At 71.2% G+C, this 17,877-nt stretch carries 30 protein-coding genes; 29 read left to right on the plus strand and 1 reads right to left on the minus strand.

Annotated features, from left to right (window positions below; translation table 11 throughout):
- The first annotated feature begins 14 nt into the window (after positions 1-14).
- The 18 genes from FEF34_RS10120 to FEF34_RS10205 all read left to right on the plus strand — a co-directional run bounded on the left by FEF34_RS10120 (position 15) and on the right by FEF34_RS10205 (position 10,567).
- Complete coding sequence (locus FEF34_RS10120; protein ID WP_138052873.1) at positions 15-371, plus strand: hypothetical protein; 357 nt, start codon at positions 15-17, stop codon at positions 369-371.
- A complete protein-coding gene (locus FEF34_RS41995; RefSeq protein ID WP_199800655.1) occupies positions 368-1,000 on the plus strand; it encodes a hypothetical protein in 633 nt (210 codons plus the stop codon). The genes FEF34_RS10120 and FEF34_RS41995 overlap by 4 nt, the downstream gene beginning before the upstream one ends.
- Entirely contained in the window at positions 997-2,037 is a 1,041-nt protein-coding gene (locus FEF34_RS10130; RefSeq protein ID WP_138052874.1) for a YqaJ viral recombinase family nuclease, read from the plus strand. Before FEF34_RS41995 ends, FEF34_RS10130 begins: the two co-directional genes overlap by 4 nt.
- A gap of 1 nt (position 2,038) precedes the next feature.
- On the plus strand, positions 2,039-2,815 hold the full coding sequence (locus FEF34_RS10135; protein WP_138052875.1) for an ERF family protein: 777 nt from the start codon (positions 2,039-2,041) through the stop codon (positions 2,813-2,815).
- Positions 2,812-3,564 (plus strand): exonuclease domain-containing protein, encoded by a 753-nt coding sequence (locus FEF34_RS10140; protein ID WP_138052876.1) that lies wholly within the window; start codon positions 2,812-2,814, stop codon positions 3,562-3,564. Before FEF34_RS10135 ends, FEF34_RS10140 begins: the two co-directional genes overlap by 4 nt.
- Complete coding sequence (locus FEF34_RS10145) at positions 3,561-3,953, plus strand: hypothetical protein (RefSeq protein ID WP_138052877.1); 393 nt, start codon at positions 3,561-3,563, stop codon at positions 3,951-3,953. Before FEF34_RS10140 ends, FEF34_RS10145 begins: the two co-directional genes overlap by 4 nt.
- Entirely contained in the window at positions 3,950-4,204 is a 255-nt protein-coding gene (locus FEF34_RS10150) for a hypothetical protein (protein ID WP_138052878.1), read from the plus strand. The genes FEF34_RS10145 and FEF34_RS10150 overlap by 4 nt, the downstream gene beginning before the upstream one ends.
- Complete coding sequence (locus FEF34_RS10155; RefSeq protein WP_234042351.1) at positions 4,201-4,770, plus strand: RuvC family protein; 570 nt, start codon at positions 4,201-4,203, stop codon at positions 4,768-4,770. The genes FEF34_RS10150 and FEF34_RS10155 overlap by 4 nt, the downstream gene beginning before the upstream one ends.
- Positions 4,767-5,021 (plus strand): WhiB family transcriptional regulator, encoded by a 255-nt coding sequence (locus tag FEF34_RS10160; RefSeq protein ID WP_138052879.1) that lies wholly within the window; start codon positions 4,767-4,769, stop codon positions 5,019-5,021. The genes FEF34_RS10155 and FEF34_RS10160 overlap by 4 nt, the downstream gene beginning before the upstream one ends.
- Complete coding sequence (locus FEF34_RS10165) at positions 5,018-5,281, plus strand: hypothetical protein (RefSeq protein WP_138052880.1); 264 nt, start codon at positions 5,018-5,020, stop codon at positions 5,279-5,281. Before FEF34_RS10160 ends, FEF34_RS10165 begins: the two co-directional genes overlap by 4 nt.
- Positions 5,278-5,661 (plus strand): hypothetical protein, encoded by a 384-nt coding sequence (locus FEF34_RS10170; protein ID WP_138052881.1) that lies wholly within the window; start codon positions 5,278-5,280, stop codon positions 5,659-5,661. Before FEF34_RS10165 ends, FEF34_RS10170 begins: the two co-directional genes overlap by 4 nt.
- Positions 5,661-5,963, plus strand: coding sequence for a hypothetical protein (locus FEF34_RS10175; protein ID WP_138052882.1), 303 nt, complete (start codon positions 5,661-5,663; stop codon positions 5,961-5,963). The genes FEF34_RS10170 and FEF34_RS10175 overlap by 1 nt, the downstream gene beginning before the upstream one ends.
- An 11-nt stretch (positions 5,964-5,974) precedes the next feature.
- The gene (locus FEF34_RS10180; RefSeq protein ID WP_138052883.1) at positions 5,975-7,783 is read left to right on the plus strand and encodes an AAA family ATPase; all 1,809 of its coding nucleotides are present in this window, start codon (positions 5,975-5,977) and stop codon (positions 7,781-7,783) included.
- 65 nt (positions 7,784-7,848) lie between these two features.
- Positions 7,849-8,508: a hypothetical protein gene (locus FEF34_RS42000; protein ID WP_199800656.1), complete on the plus strand. Its 660-nt coding sequence runs from the start codon at positions 7,849-7,851 to the stop codon at positions 8,506-8,508.
- A 91-nt stretch (positions 8,509-8,599) separates the two neighbouring features.
- Positions 8,600-8,947, plus strand: a complete 348-nt coding sequence (locus tag FEF34_RS10190) for a hypothetical protein (RefSeq protein ID WP_138052884.1) — start codon at positions 8,600-8,602, stop codon at positions 8,945-8,947.
- Positions 8,940-9,302, plus strand: a complete 363-nt coding sequence (locus FEF34_RS10195) for a hypothetical protein (protein ID WP_138052885.1) — start codon at positions 8,940-8,942, stop codon at positions 9,300-9,302. The genes FEF34_RS10190 and FEF34_RS10195 overlap by 8 nt, the downstream gene beginning before the upstream one ends.
- Positions 9,303-9,305: 3 nt before the next feature.
- Complete coding sequence (locus tag FEF34_RS10200) at positions 9,306-9,725, plus strand: hypothetical protein (protein WP_138052886.1); 420 nt, start codon at positions 9,306-9,308, stop codon at positions 9,723-9,725.
- A gap of 89 nt (positions 9,726-9,814) precedes the next feature.
- The gene (locus tag FEF34_RS10205) at positions 9,815-10,567 is read left to right on the plus strand and encodes a hypothetical protein (protein WP_138052887.1); all 753 of its coding nucleotides are present in this window, start codon (positions 9,815-9,817) and stop codon (positions 10,565-10,567) included.
- A gap of 52 nt (positions 10,568-10,619) precedes the next feature.
- Here the strand turns inward: FEF34_RS10205 and FEF34_RS10210 are convergent, their stop codons facing one another.
- Positions 10,620-10,844 carry a hypothetical protein gene (locus tag FEF34_RS10210; protein WP_138052888.1) on the minus strand — a complete coding sequence of 75 codons (225 nt, stop codon included), beginning with the start codon at positions 10,842-10,844 and terminating at the stop codon, positions 10,620-10,622.
- A gap of 126 nt (positions 10,845-10,970) precedes the next feature.
- On the opposite strand from FEF34_RS10210, the gene FEF34_RS10215 reads away from it, so the two are divergent.
- The 11 genes from FEF34_RS10215 (at position 10,971) to FEF34_RS10250 (ending at position 17,874) form a co-directional block, all read left to right on the plus strand.
- Positions 10,971-11,150 carry a hypothetical protein gene (locus FEF34_RS10215; RefSeq protein WP_138052889.1) on the plus strand — a complete coding sequence of 60 codons (180 nt, stop codon included), beginning with the start codon at positions 10,971-10,973 and terminating at the stop codon, positions 11,148-11,150.
- Positions 11,151-11,303: 153 nt separating this feature from the next.
- The gene (locus FEF34_RS10220) at positions 11,304-11,618 is read left to right on the plus strand and encodes a hypothetical protein (protein WP_138052890.1); all 315 of its coding nucleotides are present in this window, start codon (positions 11,304-11,306) and stop codon (positions 11,616-11,618) included.
- Entirely contained in the window at positions 11,618-11,770 is a 153-nt protein-coding gene (locus FEF34_RS41155; RefSeq protein WP_171052892.1) for a hypothetical protein, read from the plus strand. Before FEF34_RS10220 ends, FEF34_RS41155 begins: the two co-directional genes overlap by 1 nt.
- A 70-nt stretch (positions 11,771-11,840) precedes the next feature.
- A complete protein-coding gene (locus FEF34_RS10225; protein WP_138052891.1) occupies positions 11,841-12,698 on the plus strand; it encodes a protein transporter Sec31 in 858 nt (285 codons plus the stop codon).
- Positions 12,698-12,871, plus strand: coding sequence for a hypothetical protein (locus FEF34_RS41160; protein WP_171052893.1), 174 nt, complete (start codon positions 12,698-12,700; stop codon positions 12,869-12,871). Before FEF34_RS10225 ends, FEF34_RS41160 begins: the two co-directional genes overlap by 1 nt.
- Positions 12,868-13,368, plus strand: coding sequence for a hypothetical protein (locus FEF34_RS10230; RefSeq protein WP_138052892.1), 501 nt, complete (start codon positions 12,868-12,870; stop codon positions 13,366-13,368). Before FEF34_RS41160 ends, FEF34_RS10230 begins: the two co-directional genes overlap by 4 nt.
- The gene (locus FEF34_RS10235) at positions 13,365-13,970 is read left to right on the plus strand and encodes a hypothetical protein (RefSeq protein WP_138052893.1); all 606 of its coding nucleotides are present in this window, start codon (positions 13,365-13,367) and stop codon (positions 13,968-13,970) included. Before FEF34_RS10230 ends, FEF34_RS10235 begins: the two co-directional genes overlap by 4 nt.
- A gap of 79 nt (positions 13,971-14,049) precedes the next feature.
- Entirely contained in the window at positions 14,050-14,187 is a 138-nt protein-coding gene (locus tag FEF34_RS41165; RefSeq protein ID WP_171052894.1) for a hypothetical protein, read from the plus strand.
- Between the two features lie 298 nt (positions 14,188-14,485).
- Entirely contained in the window at positions 14,486-15,040 is a 555-nt protein-coding gene (locus FEF34_RS10240) for a helix-turn-helix domain-containing protein (protein ID WP_171052895.1), read from the plus strand.
- Positions 15,030-16,325 carry a PBSX family phage terminase large subunit gene (locus FEF34_RS10245; protein ID WP_138052895.1) on the plus strand — a complete coding sequence of 432 codons (1,296 nt, stop codon included), beginning with the start codon at positions 15,030-15,032 and terminating at the stop codon, positions 16,323-16,325. Before FEF34_RS10240 ends, FEF34_RS10245 begins: the two co-directional genes overlap by 11 nt.
- Positions 16,312-17,874, plus strand: a complete 1,563-nt coding sequence (locus FEF34_RS10250; protein WP_199800657.1) for a phage capsid protein — start codon at positions 16,312-16,314, stop codon at positions 17,872-17,874. The genes FEF34_RS10245 and FEF34_RS10250 overlap by 14 nt, the downstream gene beginning before the upstream one ends.
- Positions 17,875-17,877: the final 3 nt, after the last annotated feature.

Here is a 17,877-nt window from a genome sequence, read left to right on the forward strand (position 1 = left end):
GCTTGGAGGCACCCATGTCTGACCGTATCGACGGGCCAACCCCGTTCTACCTGCGCCCCATCCCGGGCGGTGCGCGCCTGGAGATGGACGGGCTGCGCCGCCAGGTCGTGGAGGACGTCCTCTCTCTCCTCCTCGACACCGACGACGTGTCGTTCTGGGACCGCCTCACCGAGTTGGCGAACCCGGAGGAGGGTGCGACGCCGGACGACATGCGGCTCCCGTACGAGGAGCTGGTGTCGGACCTCGCCGAGCGCTGTTCGTACCGGGTGCCGATCTACGGCCGGGAGCGGCTGATCGAGTTGTCGCGTCGGTTGCGGGAGATCGCGGCGCCGAAGTCGCTGCCGGGGCAGCAGGGCCGGAGGGCGTCATGAGCGACCTGACGACCACCCGCACGTTCGCCCGCGAGCTGCTCCAGACCCTAAACGGCGAGCCGCAGCCCGAGTGGCGCGCCTGCTTCAGCACCGACGGCAGCGAGGAGCCCACCGGCATCGCCCCGGTGTGCCCCGACGAGGACCACGAGCGCGCCGACGGCAGTGTCTACGGCTGTTGCCCGCTCCCGGTCATCGAGTGCGACTCGTACCCGATGGCGGCGTATCTGGCGGCGCTGTTGAACGCGGACCGGCAGGAGAAGGACACCCGCAAGGGCGAGTCCACTCCACAGCCTCTCGGCACGTGCGGCCGCGCTCTGTCGACGGGCAAGCCGTGCCCCGAACACCCCACGCCGCAGCCGCCCGCGCTGACTGTGTACCGCGCCTCCCACGACTCCATCGTGATGGGCCTCTACACCACCGCCACCGAAGCCCGCGCCCACTGCGTAGCTGAGGAACGGCACTCATGGGCGAAACACGAGACCCCCCTCTTCGACTGGATCGAGGACGAAGAGGACGGCGTCGCCGAGCTGGTCACCGTGGACAAGGGCGGCGAGACCGAGTCCGAGACGGGCTACGTCGTCACGGCCATTGAGGTCGCCTCCACGTACGACGAGGAGGCCGACGAGTGACGACAGCCGCGCAGGCCGGGGCTAGCACCGCCCCGGCCGCCGGCCGCCGGGTCACCCCCACCGGCCGGCTCATCCTCCCCGCCACCGCCGACCGAGACGCGTGGCTCACCGCCCGCCGCTCCGGCATCGGCTCCTCCAACGTCCCCGCGATCCTCGGGCTTGTCGAGAAAAAGCCGCCGTTGACCGTCTACTACGACAAGACCGGCCACGACGTGGACGACGCAGGCGAGCCCGCCTACTGGGGCAACGTCAACGAAGAGCCCGTGGCCCGCACCTGGGCCATGCGGAACCGGTCCGTGATCCGCCGCATCGGGCTCGTCGCCCACGTCGACCACCCGCACTGGATGACCACCCTGGACCGGCGCGTCACCGAGTGCCCGCTCTCCGAGGACGAGCAGGCGCCGTGCGCCCTGGAGGTCAAGACCCGCTCCGCGTTCAAGAGCGCGCAGTGGCACTCCGGAGCCCCCGACGACGTCACCGCCCAAGTGCTGTGGCAGATCATCGTCAACGGCTACGAGCACATGCACTACGCCGTGCTGATCGGCGGCAACGAATACCACCAGGGCACCATCCGCGCCGACCAGTACACCGACGTCATGGCGGACATCACGACCGCCGTGGACCGGTTCTGGTTCGAGCACGTGCAGGCGCAGGTACCGCCGGAGCCGACCGGCGACGGCGACGCGCTGACGAGCCTGTTCCGCCGCCTGCACCCGACCCGGTCGGGGACGGTGGACATCGCCCGGCATGACGACGCCCTCGACGCGCTCGCCGACTACAACCGGCACCAGCGCGCGGAGTCGGCCGCGAAGAAGGCCAAGAGCGCCGCGAAAGCCCGCATGATCGCCGCTCTCGACGGCGCGCAAGAGGCGCAGATCGCTGGTGAGCGCGCGTACTCGCTGGAGCCGTCGAACGCCGCCCCGCGCGTGGATCTGGAGCTCCTCGCCGAACGCTGGCCCGCCGCCTACGAGGCGTGCGTGAAGGCCAACCCGACCGAACGAATCGCCATCGCGGCGCAGTACAAGGGGGATTTCTAACATGGGCCTGCGCGAGAACGCCGCAGCCGCGGCCGGCCGCACCCTGACGGAAGGGGAGCAGGCCGCCGATGAGACGGCGCCCGAGCAGTTCGCCCCGGCGCCGGACCCGATGGCTGACTACGAGCCCGGCGACGACGACCCGGAGATGGTCCCGGTCCACGTCGCGTGGCTGCGGGTCCGCCGGGAGATTCGGGCGATCGCCAAGGGCGAGCTCTACAACCAGTCCGGCACCCGCTTCAACTTCCGCGGCGTCGACACGGTCGTGAACGTGTTCGGCCCGGTGACGCTGAAGCACGGCGTGCACGTGATGCCGACCGAGGTCACCGCCACCTACGGCGAGAAGACCACCAAGAACGGCGGCAAAATGCGGGAGTGCTCCGTCCTCGTCACCTGGACGATCATGGGGCCCAAGGGTGACACGCTCACCCTCCAGACGATGGGCGAGGCCCTCGACACCGCCGACAAGAGCACCACCAAGGCGCAGTCCGTCGCCCTACGGACGCTGCTCCTCTCCTTCGGCCTGACGCCGACGCACGACACGGACCCGGACGCCGACCGGCACGAGCGCGGCGCTGACCCGATCCGGCCGGCCGTTTCGTACGTGGACGAGGTGTGCGACCCGCGCACCAGCGCCGGGCGTCTGCGGCAGATCCACCACGAGTTGAAAACCACGCGCCAGCTCGGTGCGCTGGTCACCAACGAGGTCGGCGAAGAGGAGCCGATCGGGGACCTGGTCGTCCGTCTCGGCAAGGAGCGCGCTGCCGGGGGTGGCCAGTGAGCGCCTTCCTCACCGTCCGCCGCATCGGCTGGGACACCGAGACCACCGCTCCCGACCCGACCGAGGCCCGCATCGTCACCGCGGCCCTCGTCGCCCGGGGCGGGGCAAGCCCGGACAACGCCCAGGCGTGGCTGATCAACCCCGGCGTCCCGATCCCGCCCGAGACCACCGAGATCCACGGCATCGACGACGCCCGCGCCCAGTCCGAAGGCCAGGACCCGAAGACCGCGCTCGAAGAGATCGCCACGACCATGGCCCATGCCATCGCCTACGGCATCCCACTCGTCGCGTTCAACACCTCGTACGACTGGTCGGTCCTGCACTACGAGCTGACCCGCCACGGCCTGGCCACCATGTACGACCGCGTCGGCCCCGGCCCGCTGCCGCTCGTCGACCCGCACGTCATCGACAAGCAGTGCGACAAGTACGTCAAGGGCACCGGCATGCGGAAGCTCCAGCCCACCGCCGAACGGTACGGCGTCGAGTTCACCGACTGGCACACCGCCGAGGCCGACGCGCTCGCCGCGCTGCTGATCGCCGAGGCCCAGTTCGCCCGGTACCCGCAGCTCCAGGCGTACGGGCCGCAGCAGTTGTTCGCCGCGCAGCGCGCGTGGCGCGCCGAGCAACAGGCTGGCCTCCAGCAGTGGTTCCGCACCAAGGCCACCCCGGAGCAGGGCGGCGACCCGAACAAGGTCATCGACGGGTCGTGGCCCCTCATCCCACCGCAGCAGAACGGAGGAGCCTCATGAGCTGGCTCACCGAGATCGTGTTCCGTTCCCGGACGTCCCGCGAGGCCGAGCTCCTCGCCCGTATCGACCACTACCGGGGCCGTGCTGAGGAGGCTGAGGGGACCGCGCGTGCTGCGGTCGGCAACCAGCGGCGCATGGCCACAGACCTCGACGCGCGTGAGCGTGCCCTAGAGCAGGCGCACCGCATCATCGGCGACCTGCGCGCACAGCTCACCGCCCGGCCGGCCGAGCCCGCCACCGTGACGGCGCTCTGCGAGGAGCTCGCCGCGCAGAAGCGGGTGAACCAGCGGCTGGCGGATCAGTTGCTGGACGCGGTCGGTCACAACGCTCAGGAGCTCACGCCGACTCAGCGTCGCACCCTCGGCCTCCCCATCGGAGGTGTGAAGTGACGCTCACCGAAGCGGAGTTGGACCGGCTCATCAAGGACATCGGCCTCAAGAAGCCCCGCGGCGGCAGCCAGCGCAAGCCGATCGCGCACGGCACCTACAAGGGCGCTCGCCAGCACCGCTACCGTGAAGAGCCCCTGTGCGAGCCGTGCCGCATCGCGGAGAACGCCTATCAGAACGAGCGGTACGCGGCACGCCGCGGCTACCTCACCGAGGAGCAGTGGCAGGCCCGCCAGGCAGGGGGGTCCCTGTGACGCAGCTCGCCCTCGACACCCCCGCGCCCGGGCTGACCCCCCGCCCCCTCGTGGTCGGCCTGGACCTCTCCCTCACCTCCACCGGCGTCGCGGGCGAAGGCTGGACCGACCGCATCCGCACCAAACTCCGCGGAGACGAACGGCTCCGCCACCTCGTCGGCGCCGTCGCCCCGTTCGTCAAGGCCGCCGATCTGGTCGTGATGGAGGGACCGTCGTACGGACACGCGGCCCTCGCCGGGCACGAGGACCTCGCCGGGCTCCGCGTCCTGGTCCGCCAGTTCTGCTACCGGCAGTCCATCCCGTACGCCGTCATCCCGCCCTCCACGCTGAAGCTGTACGCCACCGGCTATGGCAAGGCGAGCAAGGGCGAGGTACGGTCCGCGGTCGCCGACCTATACGGCGTCTACACCGAGGGCGCCGCCCGCTACGACGAGGCAGACGCGTACGTGGCGATGGCCGCCGGGATGGCGTGGCTCGGGTACCCGCTCGCCGCGGTCCCGGAGCGGAACGGGAAGGCCCTCGCGGGTTGCGCGTGGCCGACGACGCCCGTGGCGGTGGCCCGATGATCCTGCCGCTCGTCCCCGCCTGGCACGACGACGCGCTCTGCGCCCAGACCGACCCTGACGCGTTCTTCCCCGAGGTCGGCAGCACGTCCGCCACCGCGAAAAGCGTGTGTACGGGGTGCCCCGTCCGCCGCGAATGCCTGGAACACGCCATCGAGCACGGCGGGAACGTCGGCGTCTGGGGCGGGACAACCCCCAACCAACGCAGGGCCATCCGGCGGGCCCGGGACGAACGCAGAGAGCTCGCCGCATGACCCCGGCAGTGGAGATCACCGGCGCCCTGTTCATCGACGGCGGCGACGGCCACGAGATCCGCAAGGGCGACCGGGCCGGCCAGATCGTCTACCGACGCGAGCCGCGGGCCCGGTTCGAGTGCCTCCGCTGCCGCACCACCGAGGGCCCCGTGTCCGGGCCCGACGACGTACGCGAGTTCGTCGCCAACGTCCGCGCCGACCACCAGACCCGCTGCCACCCCGCACCGACCGAGCACCACCAACCCAGAAAGGCCGCATGATGCCCCGACTCCCCAAGGACCAGATCCCCGAGGTCAAGCTGGACGGCTTCGGAGGCGCCATCGAAGAGTCGCTCACCCGCAACCAGCGCCGCGAACTGTTCGAGAACCCCGACAGCACCGTCATGGTCATCGCCGAACTCACCGCAAAGCAGTACACCGGCAACGCCACCAGCGAAGACAAGAAGCCCTCCGTGAAGGTCCGCGTCACCTTCGCCGAAGCCGCCCGCGGCGCCGAGATGGAGAACGTCCTCCGCGACGTCCAGCAGCGCATGTACAAGGCCCGCACCAGCGAGGGCACGTTCGATGAAGTCGGCCACGAGACGGCCGGCTCGGTGCTGCGGCACGGCGTCGGGCTCCACCTCGGCTCGGACGTGGACTGATGACCCGGTCTCGCACGACGGGCGCCGCCGACTCCCGGTGCCCGTCGTGCGGGGCCGCCGTCCACCGGCAGTGGGTCGGCCGGGTCGCAGCTCTCCGCGTCACCGCGGACCTCACGCCCCTGACCCCCGAGCAGCAGCAGGCCGTGCGCACCCCCAACCGCCTCATCTGGTGCCTCCGCCAGGGCGGCCCGCACGTCCCGCCGCAACTCCGCTCCATCAGCCACTTCCACCCGGCCGACTGCCCACACCCGCACGTCACCGACCACCAGTGCCCGCCCGCCGAGCCCACCACTCTCTTCTGAGGAGCCGCCCCGTGGAGAACGTCCGCCACCTGGAACCCCGCAACGAGGCGGACCCGCACGGCCCCGAGTACCTGGACGCCGAGCGGTACATCCTCGGTGACTGCATGTACGACGGCCGGAACGTCGACACCCTCCGCGCCGCAGGCTTCCAGCGCCATGACTTCTCCCAGCCTGCCCACGAACTCATCTGGGACGTGCTGTGCGCCCTCCACGACAAGGGCGAGCCCACCGGCGCCACCGCCGTCGTCATCGCCCTCGACAAGCGCAAGGAACTCCAGCGCGCCGGCACCGCAAACTACGTCTCCCACCTCTCCAACTTCATCAGCGGAGATCCCACCTACTACGCCCTGGAGGTCCGCAAGCGCGCCGAGCTTCGCGCCGAGGCCGACCTCGGGCGCCGCCTCGTCCAGCAGGCCACCGCCCCCGACGCCGAACCCGGCGCGGCCGTCACCTTCATTGACGACTATCTCCAGCGGCAGAAGGAACGCGCCGCCGGCCGCTCCGGCGACCCCGCAGACGCACTCCTCGCCGAACTTCTCGACGCCAGCGCCCTGGACAACATGCCCACGCTGGAACCCCTCGTCGGCGACCTGCTGCACCTCGACACCCTCGCCCGGATCATCGGCCCCTCCGGGCACATGAAGTCGTTCGTCACCATCGACCTCGCCGGGCACGTCGGCACCGGCATGCGCTGGCACGGCCACTACGTCCGTCAGGGCACCGTCGTCTACCTCGTCGCCGAGGGCGCCCGCGGCATCCGCCAACGCGTCCGCGCGTGGGAGAACCACTACGGCGTGAAGATGGACAACGTCCTCTTCCTGCCCCGCCCCGTGCAGGCCCGCGGCGCAGAGTGGGACGTCCTGATCGAGGCCATGCGGCGCCTCGGCCCGCAGCTCATCGTCATCGACACACAGGCCCGCGTCTCGGTCGGCGTGGAGGAGAACTCCAACACCGAACTCGGCATCGTCATCGAGCGCATGGACGACCTCCGCCGCGCCACCGAAGCGTGCGTCCTCCTGATCCATCACACCGGCCACGTGGGCGAGCACGGCCGCGGCGCGTCGGCCGCGAAGGGCGCCCTCCAGTCCGAGATGCACGTGTCGAAGAAGGGCGACAACGCCCGGAACATCGTCGTCACGATGAAGGTCGGCAAGCAGAAGGACAGCGAGGAAGGCGCCGACCTCCAGTTCGGGTTGAAGGTCGTCACCCTCGACGGCGAGTACAAGCCCGACGGCCGGCCCGTGACGTCCGTGGTGCTGGAGTCCCTCGACCTGCGCGGCCCGGCCGAACCGGTCAAGGGCACCCCCGAGTGGCTCGTCACCGTCCTCGACAAGGCCGACATTCCCATGCGCTGGGGCAGCCCCCGCGTCATCAAGTGGTGCTCCGAGTACGGCATCCAAATGCGCAAGGACAAGATCGAAGAGGCGGTCCGTCAGCGCAAGCGCCGGGACTCCCTCGATGAGGCCCAGGAGGCCCCCGAAGACCTCCCCCCGAACCTCCCCCGCGATCTTGAACGCGAAACTCCCCCGGATCTTGGGGGGACCTCGGGGGAGTTTGAACAAAACCGCAGGTCAAACATCCCCCCAAACCCGGGGGGAGGTCGGGGGGATGGCCCATCAAAACCTCCCTCCCCCCGCTCCCCCTCTAGGGAGGGGGGAGGTGTGGGGGAGGACGAGAAAACCACCACCCCCGACACCCCTCTCTGCACCATCTGCACCCAGCCCATGAACACCGACTGGGCCAACCGCGGCTACGACACCCACATCGGCTGCGACCCCCACACCGGCAGCCACCCAGACACCGGACACGGCGCCGCCTGACCGGCCGCTGATCCGGTTCCCGCCCGCCCCGCGCATAGCGCGCGCGTACACGTACGGAGACCCCGATGTACCCGACCCTGTTCACCGCCCCCGGCCTCAAGCGCTTCGCCGAGGCCGTCGACACCGAGCGGCAAGCCCAGTTGGCCAAGTGGGGCGACCAGAAGCACCGCGACGGCACCTGCGCGGAGTACTACGTCGGCATGGCCGACCAGGCCCGCAACGACGTCGAACACGCCGCTGAGTCCCTCAACGGCCCCCGCTGGTCCCTGATCCTGCTGGAGGAGGTCTACGAGGCACTCGCCGAGACCGACCCGGCGAAGCTGCGCGCGGAGCTGATCCAGGTCGCCGCCGTCTGCGCCGCATGGATCCACGACCTCGACACCCGCCCCCACTCGATGATCTGCGCCCACTGCGGCGAGCAGATCCCCACCAGCGACGTCGGCTACACGTGGAGCGCCCCGCTCGTACCGCCCGGCACGCCCGAGAACCTCGCCCCCCGCTTCCACATCGACCGCCCCGAGTGCCAGGCCGCGTGCCACGCCCTGTCCGACGCGGCCCGCGCCGAACGCCTCAACGCCTCGCCCACCGCCGCGCTCCTCGCCACCCCATGCGACGCCTGCCAGCACACCCTCAACTGGCACCGCAACTACGAGGGGTGCACCGTCCCGCTGTGCTCCTGCGGCCGCTTCCAGTCGCCCGCTGACGAGGGGAGCAGCGCCCCGTGACGTTCCTCCTCGCCCTCGCCTACATCGCCCTCGTCACCATCACCACCGGCATCCCCCTCGCCCACTGGGCCGACCAACCCTGGAGAAACCGATGAGCGACGTCACCCTCCGCGCCGCCGGCCTCATCTACCCCGGGCTACTGCTCTTCGCCGTCGCCGTCCTCGTCGTGCAGCTCGTCGCCGAGGGCCGCCGCCAGCGCCGCACTGCCGCGCGCCTGGCCGAGCGCGCCGCGCGCCCGCACTCCGTGAACGCTGGCACCGCGCAGCAGGACGCTGCCGCGCTCACCCTCCAGGCCATCCGGGAGCAGTGCGAGGACTGGGCGCGGCCCACCACTGCCGTCACGTACACCAGCCGCGTACGGGACAACGCCGTCGCCGGGGCCGCGGGCCTTCTCCTCGACCTGATCCACCGCCACGACAGGGAGCAGCGCCGTGCCTGACCTCGGACCCATCGGAGCCGCCCGCCGCGCCGCCGCCGAACGCGAACAGCGCGCCGCCGACACATGCCGCCCCGTAGAGGTCGACGGCGAGACCATCCGCGTACGCGGTGCGCAGGAAATGACCGACGAGGACCGAGCCGCGTTCGCTGAGGTGGTCCGCGCAGCGAAGCGCAAGTACGCGGCCGAGCACCCGCCCCGCCACACCGTCGACACGATCACCAGCGACGCACTCGACGCCCTGTACGCCGAACGCGACCGGCTCCGCGCCGAGCTCGACCGGCTGTATCGGAGCCGTGACTCTGCCGACGCCCTTCGCTACGCCTTCCCCGCCATCGATGAGCCCAAGGAGACGTGACCCATGGACAAGCTTCGGCCGCGCTTCGTGCTGAGCCGACCGCACGGCTCAGCACGACACAGGGCGCTGGAGAGAGGCGAGACCGTGCGAGAGCGCACCATGGGCATGGTTGCGATCTACACGCCAGTTCGCGTCAAACCCCGCTACTGGACAAGTCAGACGCTCTTGGGGTCCGTCATCCACATCGCGACCGGCCGAGGGCTCCTCACGCAGGGGACCGTGGCGACCCACGGGCAGATCGATGTTGAGCCCTACTGCAATGGCCATCTTGAGTGGCCCCGCGCGCTCTCTTCGCCTGCGGACTATCCAGAACGGCGCTTGTGTCAGCTGTGCCTGGACAAGGCACACGCCTCGGAGTCGCCCGAGCTCTCCCCCGCGCTGTTGCCGCTCCGCACGATCACCGTGCACATCACCACGACCTGACATGCGCGAGGGGCGCACCTCATGTCTTCCCGGACCAGGCGCGCCCCCTGGTGCGATCACCGTACCGCCCCAGCCCCACGGAGCACACGATGACCACCACCGCCACGCACCTCCGCACCATCGCCACCCTGTGGACCGACCTCCGCGACGCCCTCGCCACACCCACCACCCCCGCCGGCTTCGGCATCGGCCTCCGCGGCTACCTCGCCACGCTCGAGGAGCACGACCTCGAGGAAGCTCGAGCACTGCGCGCGCTCGAGCGTGACCCCGCACAGATCGGCCAACGCCCCGTCCCCATCAACCTCCACATCCACGACACCCTCCACGCCGTCGAAGCCGCCCTCATCGACACCGCCGACCGCATCGCCCGCGACAACCAGCGCACACCCGTCCAACCGCTACGACCGCACAGCGGCTTCTACGCCACCGCGAAGGAGGCCCGCATCGCAGCCGAGGACCGCGCCCGCCGCGCCCGCCTCGCCGCCGCCGACGCGATCCACCCCCAACGCTGGCGCTTCACCGGCCGCCGCACCGGCCCATACGCCGCACTGTGGCTGTGCGCACGCGTCCACGGCATCACCTGGCCCGGGCGGGCGCTCACCGAGCAGCAGCACCAGCACGTGGCGTCCGTCGCCGCCGGGGCGCTCCTCCGCATGGAGACGGCGCTCGACCTCGCCGACCAGCGCCGCGAACTGACCGCGCAGCACCCGTGCCAGTGTGGGGGCACGATCGAGGTGTACGGCGGGGCCGGCGCCGCCCCGGTCGCACGGTGCAAGGGGTGCGGGGCGCTGTGGACGGAGCGCGGGATCATCGCGTCGCGGGGTGCGGTCGCGGCAGCCTGAGACGTGACGGAGCCCCCGGGCCGGGATGGTCCGGGGGCTCTGCTGTGCGCGGCTACTCGTCGGCGGCCGGGGGCGTCTCGTCGGCGCGCTGCATGATCTGCCGGATCTGCTCCCGGGACCACCCGGTACGCCGCGCCGCTTCTGCCTGTACGCCCCGTTCGTCTGTGGACCGGAGTAGGGCGACCACTTCCGCCGTGAGTTCGGCGCGCGCCTTGCCTAGTGCTGCCTCGGCACGCCGGTAGCGCTTCGCGGCTGCGTCAAGAGCGGTGGTGTCCATTCGGACATGATGCCACGCGATCAGCCAACCCGATAGGCCAACCCACTTGACAATGGCCAAGCGCATTGGCCAAGCTGGTTGACGAAGCGGGAGACATCGAGACGGAACACGGCAGAGGGAGCGGAAATGACGAGTGCGCAGGCAGTCCGCTTGCAGAAGCAGGGATACCGGATCACGGTGCAGGCCGCATGGCACAAGAAGTGCCCGGAGGTCACGCACTCGCCCCGCGGAAAGGGGGACGTGTTCGCCTGGGTGACCGAGTCCGGCAAGCGCTACCGCCTGTCCCAGCTCAATACCTGGAACTGATCAACCCTGCACCGCAGCCCCGCCCGGATCTCGGGTCGGGGCTTGCGGCAGTAGAAGACAGCAGGACTGCACCAAACGGCCCCGGCCGGCGCTACGAACGCCACATGGCCGGGGCCAGGCCTACCCCGAAGCGATCGAAAGAGCAGGCCCGACATGGAGCGTACCGACCGCCCCGACCTCGACGCATTACTCGCGCGCATCCTCACCGAGCCCACCCGCGCCGCCCGACTCCTCACCGAGACCGCGCAGCAGCTCGAACACGAGTGGCCGCACCTCGCCATCACCGAGCAGCAACTCAACGCCGCCGGCCGCGAAGCAACCCGCACCGTCCTCGACGGCCTGCCGAAGGTCGTCGCCGACGAGGCCAACGAGCGCGCCCGGGCCGTCTGCCCGCGGGCACAGTTCCACGGCGGCGAGACGGCCGGCGAGTACGCGCTCCGCCTCCGCGACGCAGCGAAGGCCCTGTGATGGCGCCCGAGCACGACGCCCCCGAGCAGCGCACCCAGGTCACGCAGCCGCAGCCGAACCGCATCCTCGCCGAACCGGCCACGCCGCAGAACTGCGCCGCCGACTACGAGGACGCCGCCGACGTCCGCGCCCGCCTCGCACAGGGCCGCTGACACCACCAGCCGGCCGGGCCCCGACCACTCCCCCCGGGGCCCGGCCCCCTCTTCGCTCCCGGAGGAGCACGTGAAGACCCGCACCGTCTACGAAACCCGCCTCGTGCCCCACACCGTGGGCGGCCGCACCCGCCTCGTCCCCGACGAGGTCGCCATCGAGCTCCCCGCGCCCCCGCGCGACTGGGACCGCACCGTCCTCACCGGCGTGACCGCCGTCGCCGTCCTCGTCCTCACCGCGTGCGTGGTGTGGTCCACCGCGTCCGTCGGCGGGCTCCTCTCCCGCGTCGTCATCGAGCCCGCCGCGTACGGCGCAGCGATCGTGTTCGACCTCGCGTGGATCGCATGCATGGCCGTCGAATGGCTCGCCCGCTACGACCCCGACCGCGCCCGACTCCCCCGCGCCGCCGGCCACGTCGCCCTCCTCGTCGCCATGCTCGCCGTCGGCGCGCACGGCTGGATCGCCGGCTACCCGGAAATCGGGATCGTCGGCGCCGCCGTGTCCGGGCTCGCGAAGGGCCTGTGGACCGTCGTCCTCCGCCACCAGACGCCGCCCCTGGACGCACGCACCCGCGAGTTCCTCCGCCAGGAACTCGCCGAAGCGGGCGCGTCGCTCGCGCTCATCCCGGTACAGCGTCAGGTCCTGCGCGCCCGCGGGCTCGTGGCCGCCGAGCAGGCCGCGCTGCCCGCCGGTCCGGACACTCCGGACGCCGATCCGGACCAGTCCGGACAGGACACGGACCGTCCGGACCAGTCCGACGAGCAGCCCCCCGGCCCGCCCATGACCATCAAGGACGCAGTCCGGACCGCCGTGGACTCCGGCCTCACCGAACCGGATCGCGTCCTCGCCTACGTCCGCAAGCGGGCCGACGCCAACGCCCGCCCGGACACCGTGGACCGGTACATCCGCCTCGCCCGGATGGCCGGCTGATGGCCGCCCTCGTCGTGATCGGGCTCGGGATGCTCGCGCTCCTCGCCGGGGCCGCGCTCGTCGCCCTCGCCCCGCCCCTCCAGCGCGCCGCCTACGTCCTCCCCGCGGTGCGCACCGTCGCCGTCCTCACCGCCGCCATCGCCTACGTCGCAGCCCTCTGGAGCCACCCATGACCCCCACCCTCGGAGCCGTCCTCGTCGGCATGGCCCTCCTCGTCTGGGAGGTCTGGGTCTGGTTCCCCAGCATCAAGGCCCTCCAGACCAACGCCGTCAACTACCTCGCCGGCCTGCTCCCGTTCCTCGCCTGCTGGTGCGTCGGCGCCCTCACCGTGATGGTCGTCGGCGGCATCGTCGGATGGATCGGCGACACCGCCCTGTGGGGCCTCGGAACGTTCGGGGACGGCCTGCTCGTGTACGGCGTCGGCGCGCAGACCGGCACCGCACCCGGCAGCACCAGCGCCCCCCTCACCGAGGGCGGCCTGTTCATGACCGTGCTGGTCCTGGTCGCGTTCCTCGCCCGCCGGAAGCGCGGCGCGACCGGCTCGAAGTGGCGCGGCTGGCTGTCCGGGATCGGCCTCGGGCTGTCCGCCGGCGTCGCCCGGTACGCGGCCGTGCCGCTCGCATCCTCGGTGAACGTCGCCGGGGCGTGGATCACGGGAGCGTGGACGTGAGCGCCGACGCGCCCGCGGGGGAGGAGCAGGGGAGCCGCCTTGCGGGCGGTTGCGTCGCTGTCGTCCTCGTCGGCGGCTCGCTGTTCACCCTGGTGCAGGCCGTGCCCGAGTCGGCGTACGTCCTCATCGGCGCCGCCGGCACGGTCGGCGTACAGCGCGCCCGCGCGTGGAATGCCCGCCGCCGGGAGCCGGCTGCCGAGGAGGAGCAGCCGGAGCCCGTCGACATCGTCGCGACGCTCCACGAGGCCGCCGACCCGGGCCGGTCCGTACTCCTGACGCAGATCCAGAAGGTGGCCGGGCTCCCCAACACCCGGGCTGTGCGGGCCCTCCTCGGCGAGGCAGGCATCCGCACTCGCGGCGTCCGTACGCCCGCGGGAAACGGCCCGGGCGTGCACCACGAGGACATCCCGCCGCCCCTCTCCCCCGAGTCGGACACCCCTTCCGAGGGTTGTTTGTGCAGCTCAGGCGCCAACGCCAACACCAACAACGAGTCCGGAGAGGGGGCCCGAGAGGGGTTGCGTGTAGAGCTCATCGGCCAGGCCGGGGCTCGGATCATCGACCCGAACGAGGCGCGCCGCCGGCACGAGGTGCGCGCCCGCTGAACCCCGGGGCGGCCGACCAGCTGCCAGGCGAGCGACCGCCCCGGTCCCCATCCCGAACAACGAGACAGGACCGCCCATCATGACACTGAAGAAGACGATGCCCGCCGCCCCGCAGACCCGCCCCGACCCGAAGCACGAGACGACGTACAGCGCGAGCAGGGGCGGCCACTACCCGACCGGCCAGAAGCCGGTGCCCGGCGCCCCGAAGAACCGCTGAACGAGGGGTTCCGCTAGAGCGGGGCCCGGCGTAGCGTCATTGATCCGAGGGGCAGCCTGGGCCCATGCGCGGGTGGTACCCGCGTCCGGAGCACCGGTCGGGCTGCCCTCCGGGGCTGCGGCCCTCCCACTTCAGGCCGCCCGGCCCCTGCCGCCTCCACCCGGCAGGGGCTTCACTACGCCCGTAGTTGCATCCCGCGTGATCGTGCCCCATCATGGGCGGCAGATCCGGCGTGCCCGGATACAGCCACTCAGGCCCCGCCCCACGCGGGGCCTTTTGCGTGCCCGGAGGTGACCACGTGGGCGGCAACCAGCACACCAACCCGGTCACCGACGAGACCCGCGCCGACATCCGCCGCCTCCACGCCGAAGGGTGCGGCCGTAACGAGATCGCTCGCCGACTCGTACGGAGCCCGCGCACGATCAGCGTGGAAGCCGCCGCCATGGGCCTCACGTTCGACCGCACGGCGACCGAGGAGGCCACCCGCGCCCGGGTCGCCGACCTTGCCGACAAGCGCTCCATCCTCGCCGAGGCGCTCACCGACGATGCGCTGAGACTCACCGCGCAGCAGTGGCTCCCCGCGAAGGTGTTCAACATCGGCGGCAAGGACAACACGTACACCGAAGAGGACGTCCCGGAGCCACCGGCGCTCGACAAAAAGAACCTGATGTCAGCGGCCGGTATCGCGATCGAGAAGTCCCTCCGGCTCGTGCCGCTCCAGGACGACGGCGGGCACGAGGCCGCCCGGTCCATGGTCGGTCAGCTCATGACCGGACTGGCGGCCGTCTACCGGGAGCAGCAGGACACCGAGCAGGCGCCACCCGATGACGAGGGGGACGGTGATGCTCCGTGACGTGCCCCTCCCCCTGTCAGGCCGGCAGGTAGCGAGCATCGTTGAGGCGCAGGACGCGCCGATCGCCCTCTGGTCCGGGGCCGTATCGTCCGGCAAGACGATCGCGTCTCTGATCGCGTTCCTGATCCGACTGACGCTCGCCCCCGACCACGGCCTCATCGTCATCGTGGGCAGGACGTTGCAGACCATCGAGCGGAACATCCTCGACCCGCTCCAGTCCACCCACCTGTTCGGGCCCCTCGCGCGCCACGTCAAGCACACCAACGGCTCCACCACCGCCGTGATCCTCGGGCGCACCGTGCACCTGATCGGCGCGAGCGACGCCCGCGCGGAGGGCCGGATCCGCGGCGCTACGATCGCCCTCGCCTACGTGGACGAGGCCACCCTCGTGCCGCATGCGTTCTGGATGATGCTGCTCTCGCGTCTGCGTGTGGGCAGCGAGTCGCGGCTCCTCGCGACGACCAACCCCGACGGGCCGTTCCATTGGCTCCGGAAGGAGTTCATCCTCCGCGGCGCGGAGGTCGGGCTGACGAACTGGCACTTCACCCTGGACGACAATCCCAGCTTGGACCCGGGGTTCGTCCGCCGGCTGAAAGCCCAGTACATCGGCCTGTGGTACCGGCGGTTCATCCTCGGTGAGTGGTGCCTCGCGTCGGGCGCGGTGTACGACATGTTCGATGAGGCCCGCAACGTCGTGGACCTCATGCCCTACATGCGGCGATGGACGGCCGTGGGCGTGGACTATGGCACGGTCAATCCGTTCTCCGCGGTGCTCATCGGGCACGGCGAGGACGACCACCTGTACGCCGTGTCGGAGTACCGGCACGACTCGGTGGCCGCGCACCGGCAGTTGACCGACGCGGAGTACAGCCTGAACGTCCGGCGGTGGCTCGCGGACGTACGCCGCCCTGGGGAGCAGGGCGCAGCGCGCGGCGTACGCCCAGAATGGATCTTCGTGGACCCGTCGGCCGCGTCGTTCATGAACCAACTGTGGACCGAACGCGTCCCCGGGATCGCGCCCGCGATCAATGACGTCATCGACGGCATCCGGTCCGTCGGGGTCGCCCTCGGCTCGGGGCTGCTCCGCATCCACCGCTCCTGCGAGGGCCTGCTTGGGGAGCTCCCCGGCTACGCGTGGGACGAGAAAGCCGCCGAGCGCGGCGAGGACAAGCCCTTGAAGGTGGACGACCACAGTGCGGACGCCCTGCGCTACGCGCTCCACTCCACGGCGCACGAGTGGCGCCCCCTGATCGACTACGAGGAGGTGTCCGGTGCCGCTGCCTGAGAACAACACGGCATGGCCGCCGCCCCAGTACGCCGCGGAGCTCCAGGACATGCGCATCGATGACGCTTGGTACTCCGGCGACCGCACCAAGCTGCGCACCGTCTACGCCCTCCAGGGCTACGACCACGCCGCCGCGTCCAACGGCATCCGTGACGACCGCGGCCGGCCGTGGCGGTTCTGGGAGCGGCCCCGCCCGGTCGGTGCGCGGGACGGCCGGCTCCATGTGCCGCTCGCGGAGGACATTGCCGCCACGTCCGCGGCGCTCCTCTTCAGCGAGCCGCCGACGTTCACGTTCGAGTTGACCGAGACGCAGGACCGGTGGCAGGAGATCGCCGACGAGAGCGGGTTGAACAACATCCTCCGCGAGGCTGCGGAGGTGTCCGCCGCGCTCGGTGGCGTGTGCCTGCGTACGACGTGGAACAAGGACCTCGCGAAGCGGCCCCTGCCGACCGCCGTGCACGCTGACGGGGTGCTCCCCGAGTATCAGTTCGGGGTGCTCACGGGGATCACCCTGTGGCGGGAGGTGGCCCGCAACGGCGGCACCGTGCTGCGGCACCTGGAGCGCCACGAACCCGGCGTCGTCCTCCACGGCCTGTATGAGGGCACCCTCGACAACCTCGGCCAGCGCGTGCCGCTCACCGAGGACACCACGACGGAGCCGATCGCCGCCGAGCTCGACGCGGACGGGCCCGGCGACACGATCACCACCGGGGTGAAGGGCCTCGCCTGCGTCTACATCCCGAACATCCGCCCCAACCGGAAGCACCGGGGCAGCATGCTGGGACGTTCCGACTGGCAGTCCGACGGCATCCGCGACCACTTCATGTCCCTCGATGAGGTCTACACGTCGTGGATGCGGGACATCCGCCTCGCGAAGTCCCGGATCATCGCCCCGGAGCAGTTCCTGACCGACCTCGGGCCCGGGAAGGGCGCCCACTTCGATGACGACCAGGACGTGTGGACGGGCATCAAGGCCCCACCGACCGGCGGCGAGGGCCTGACCCTCAACCAGTTCACGATCCGCGTGGACGAGCACGAGCGGTCGTGGAACGCGCTCACCCGGCAGGCCGTCCAGGCGGCCGGCTACAGCGCTCAGTCCTTCGGGCTCGGGGACACCACCGCGGTCACGGCGACCGAGGTGGTCGCCCGGGAGCGCAAGAGCATGATCCTGCGGGACCAGAAGAGCGGCTATTGGCTGCCGGAGTTGGGGGCGTTCGCGGAGGCCATGCTCCAGATGGACACCGTGCTCGGGTTCTCGCGGGTGACGGTGGAGCGGCCGCGGATCCAGTTCGGTGACTCGGTGTCGGAGGACCCGAAGAGCGTCGCGGAGACGATCTCGCTGCTCGCTCAGGCGCAGGCCATCAGCACGGAGGCGAAGGTCCGCATGCGGAACCCCGAGCTGGACGACACCGCGGTCCGCGAGGAGACCGACCGGATCCTGAAGGAGACCGGGCAGATGGTCAACGACCCGACCGAGACCGGGGCCGAAGGGCCCGGCGCGCCCGGCTTCGGCCGCAAGGCAGGCGGGGAGCAGCCGAAGGGGGCGTGACCG

Source organism: Streptomyces marianii (assembly GCF_005795905.1).
GTDB classification, from domain to species: Bacteria; Actinomycetota; Actinomycetes; order Streptomycetales; family Streptomycetaceae; genus Streptomyces; species Streptomyces marianii.

Excerpts from the sequence above, each read along its gene's own strand:
- FEF34_RS10120 (WP_138052873.1), top strand. The coding sequence starts at position 15 with ATGTCTGACCGTATCGACGGGCCAACCCCGTTCTACCTGCGCCCCATC.
- FEF34_RS41995 (WP_199800655.1), top strand. The coding sequence starts at position 368 with ATGAGCGACCTGACGACCACCCGCACGTTCGCCCGCGAGCTGCTCCAG.
- FEF34_RS10135 (WP_138052875.1), top strand. The coding sequence starts at position 2,039 with ATGGGCCTGCGCGAGAACGCCGCAGCCGCGGCCGGCCGCACCCTGACG.
- FEF34_RS10145 (WP_138052877.1), top strand. The coding sequence starts at position 3,561 with ATGAGCTGGCTCACCGAGATCGTGTTCCGTTCCCGGACGTCCCGCGAG.
- FEF34_RS10160 (WP_138052879.1), top strand. The coding sequence starts at position 4,767 with ATGATCCTGCCGCTCGTCCCCGCCTGGCACGACGACGCGCTCTGCGCC.
- FEF34_RS10165 (WP_138052880.1), top strand. The coding sequence starts at position 5,018 with ATGACCCCGGCAGTGGAGATCACCGGCGCCCTGTTCATCGACGGCGGC.
- FEF34_RS10170 (WP_138052881.1), top strand. The coding sequence starts at position 5,278 with ATGATGCCCCGACTCCCCAAGGACCAGATCCCCGAGGTCAAGCTGGAC.
- FEF34_RS10175 (WP_138052882.1), top strand. The coding sequence starts at position 5,661 with ATGACCCGGTCTCGCACGACGGGCGCCGCCGACTCCCGGTGCCCGTCG.
- FEF34_RS42000 (WP_199800656.1), top strand. The coding sequence starts at position 7,849 with ATGTACCCGACCCTGTTCACCGCCCCCGGCCTCAAGCGCTTCGCCGAG.
- FEF34_RS10190 (WP_138052884.1), top strand. The coding sequence starts at position 8,600 with ATGAGCGACGTCACCCTCCGCGCCGCCGGCCTCATCTACCCCGGGCTA.
- FEF34_RS10200 (WP_138052886.1), top strand. The coding sequence starts at position 9,306 with ATGGACAAGCTTCGGCCGCGCTTCGTGCTGAGCCGACCGCACGGCTCA.
- FEF34_RS10205 (WP_138052887.1), top strand. The coding sequence starts at position 9,815 with ATGACCACCACCGCCACGCACCTCCGCACCATCGCCACCCTGTGGACC.
- FEF34_RS10210 (WP_138052888.1), bottom strand. The coding sequence starts at position 10,844 with ATGGACACCACCGCTCTTGACGCAGCCGCGAAGCGCTACCGGCGTGCC.
- FEF34_RS10215 (WP_138052889.1), top strand. The coding sequence starts at position 10,971 with ATGACGAGTGCGCAGGCAGTCCGCTTGCAGAAGCAGGGATACCGGATC.
- FEF34_RS10220 (WP_138052890.1), top strand. The coding sequence starts at position 11,304 with ATGGAGCGTACCGACCGCCCCGACCTCGACGCATTACTCGCGCGCATC.
- FEF34_RS41155 (WP_171052892.1), top strand. The coding sequence starts at position 11,618 with ATGGCGCCCGAGCACGACGCCCCCGAGCAGCGCACCCAGGTCACGCAG.
- FEF34_RS41160 (WP_171052893.1), top strand. The coding sequence starts at position 12,698 with ATGGCCGCCCTCGTCGTGATCGGGCTCGGGATGCTCGCGCTCCTCGCC.
- FEF34_RS10230 (WP_138052892.1), top strand. The coding sequence starts at position 12,868 with ATGACCCCCACCCTCGGAGCCGTCCTCGTCGGCATGGCCCTCCTCGTC.
- FEF34_RS41165 (WP_171052894.1), top strand. The coding sequence starts at position 14,050 with ATGACACTGAAGAAGACGATGCCCGCCGCCCCGCAGACCCGCCCCGAC.
- FEF34_RS10245 (WP_138052895.1), top strand. The coding sequence starts at position 15,030 with ATGCTCCGTGACGTGCCCCTCCCCCTGTCAGGCCGGCAGGTAGCGAGC.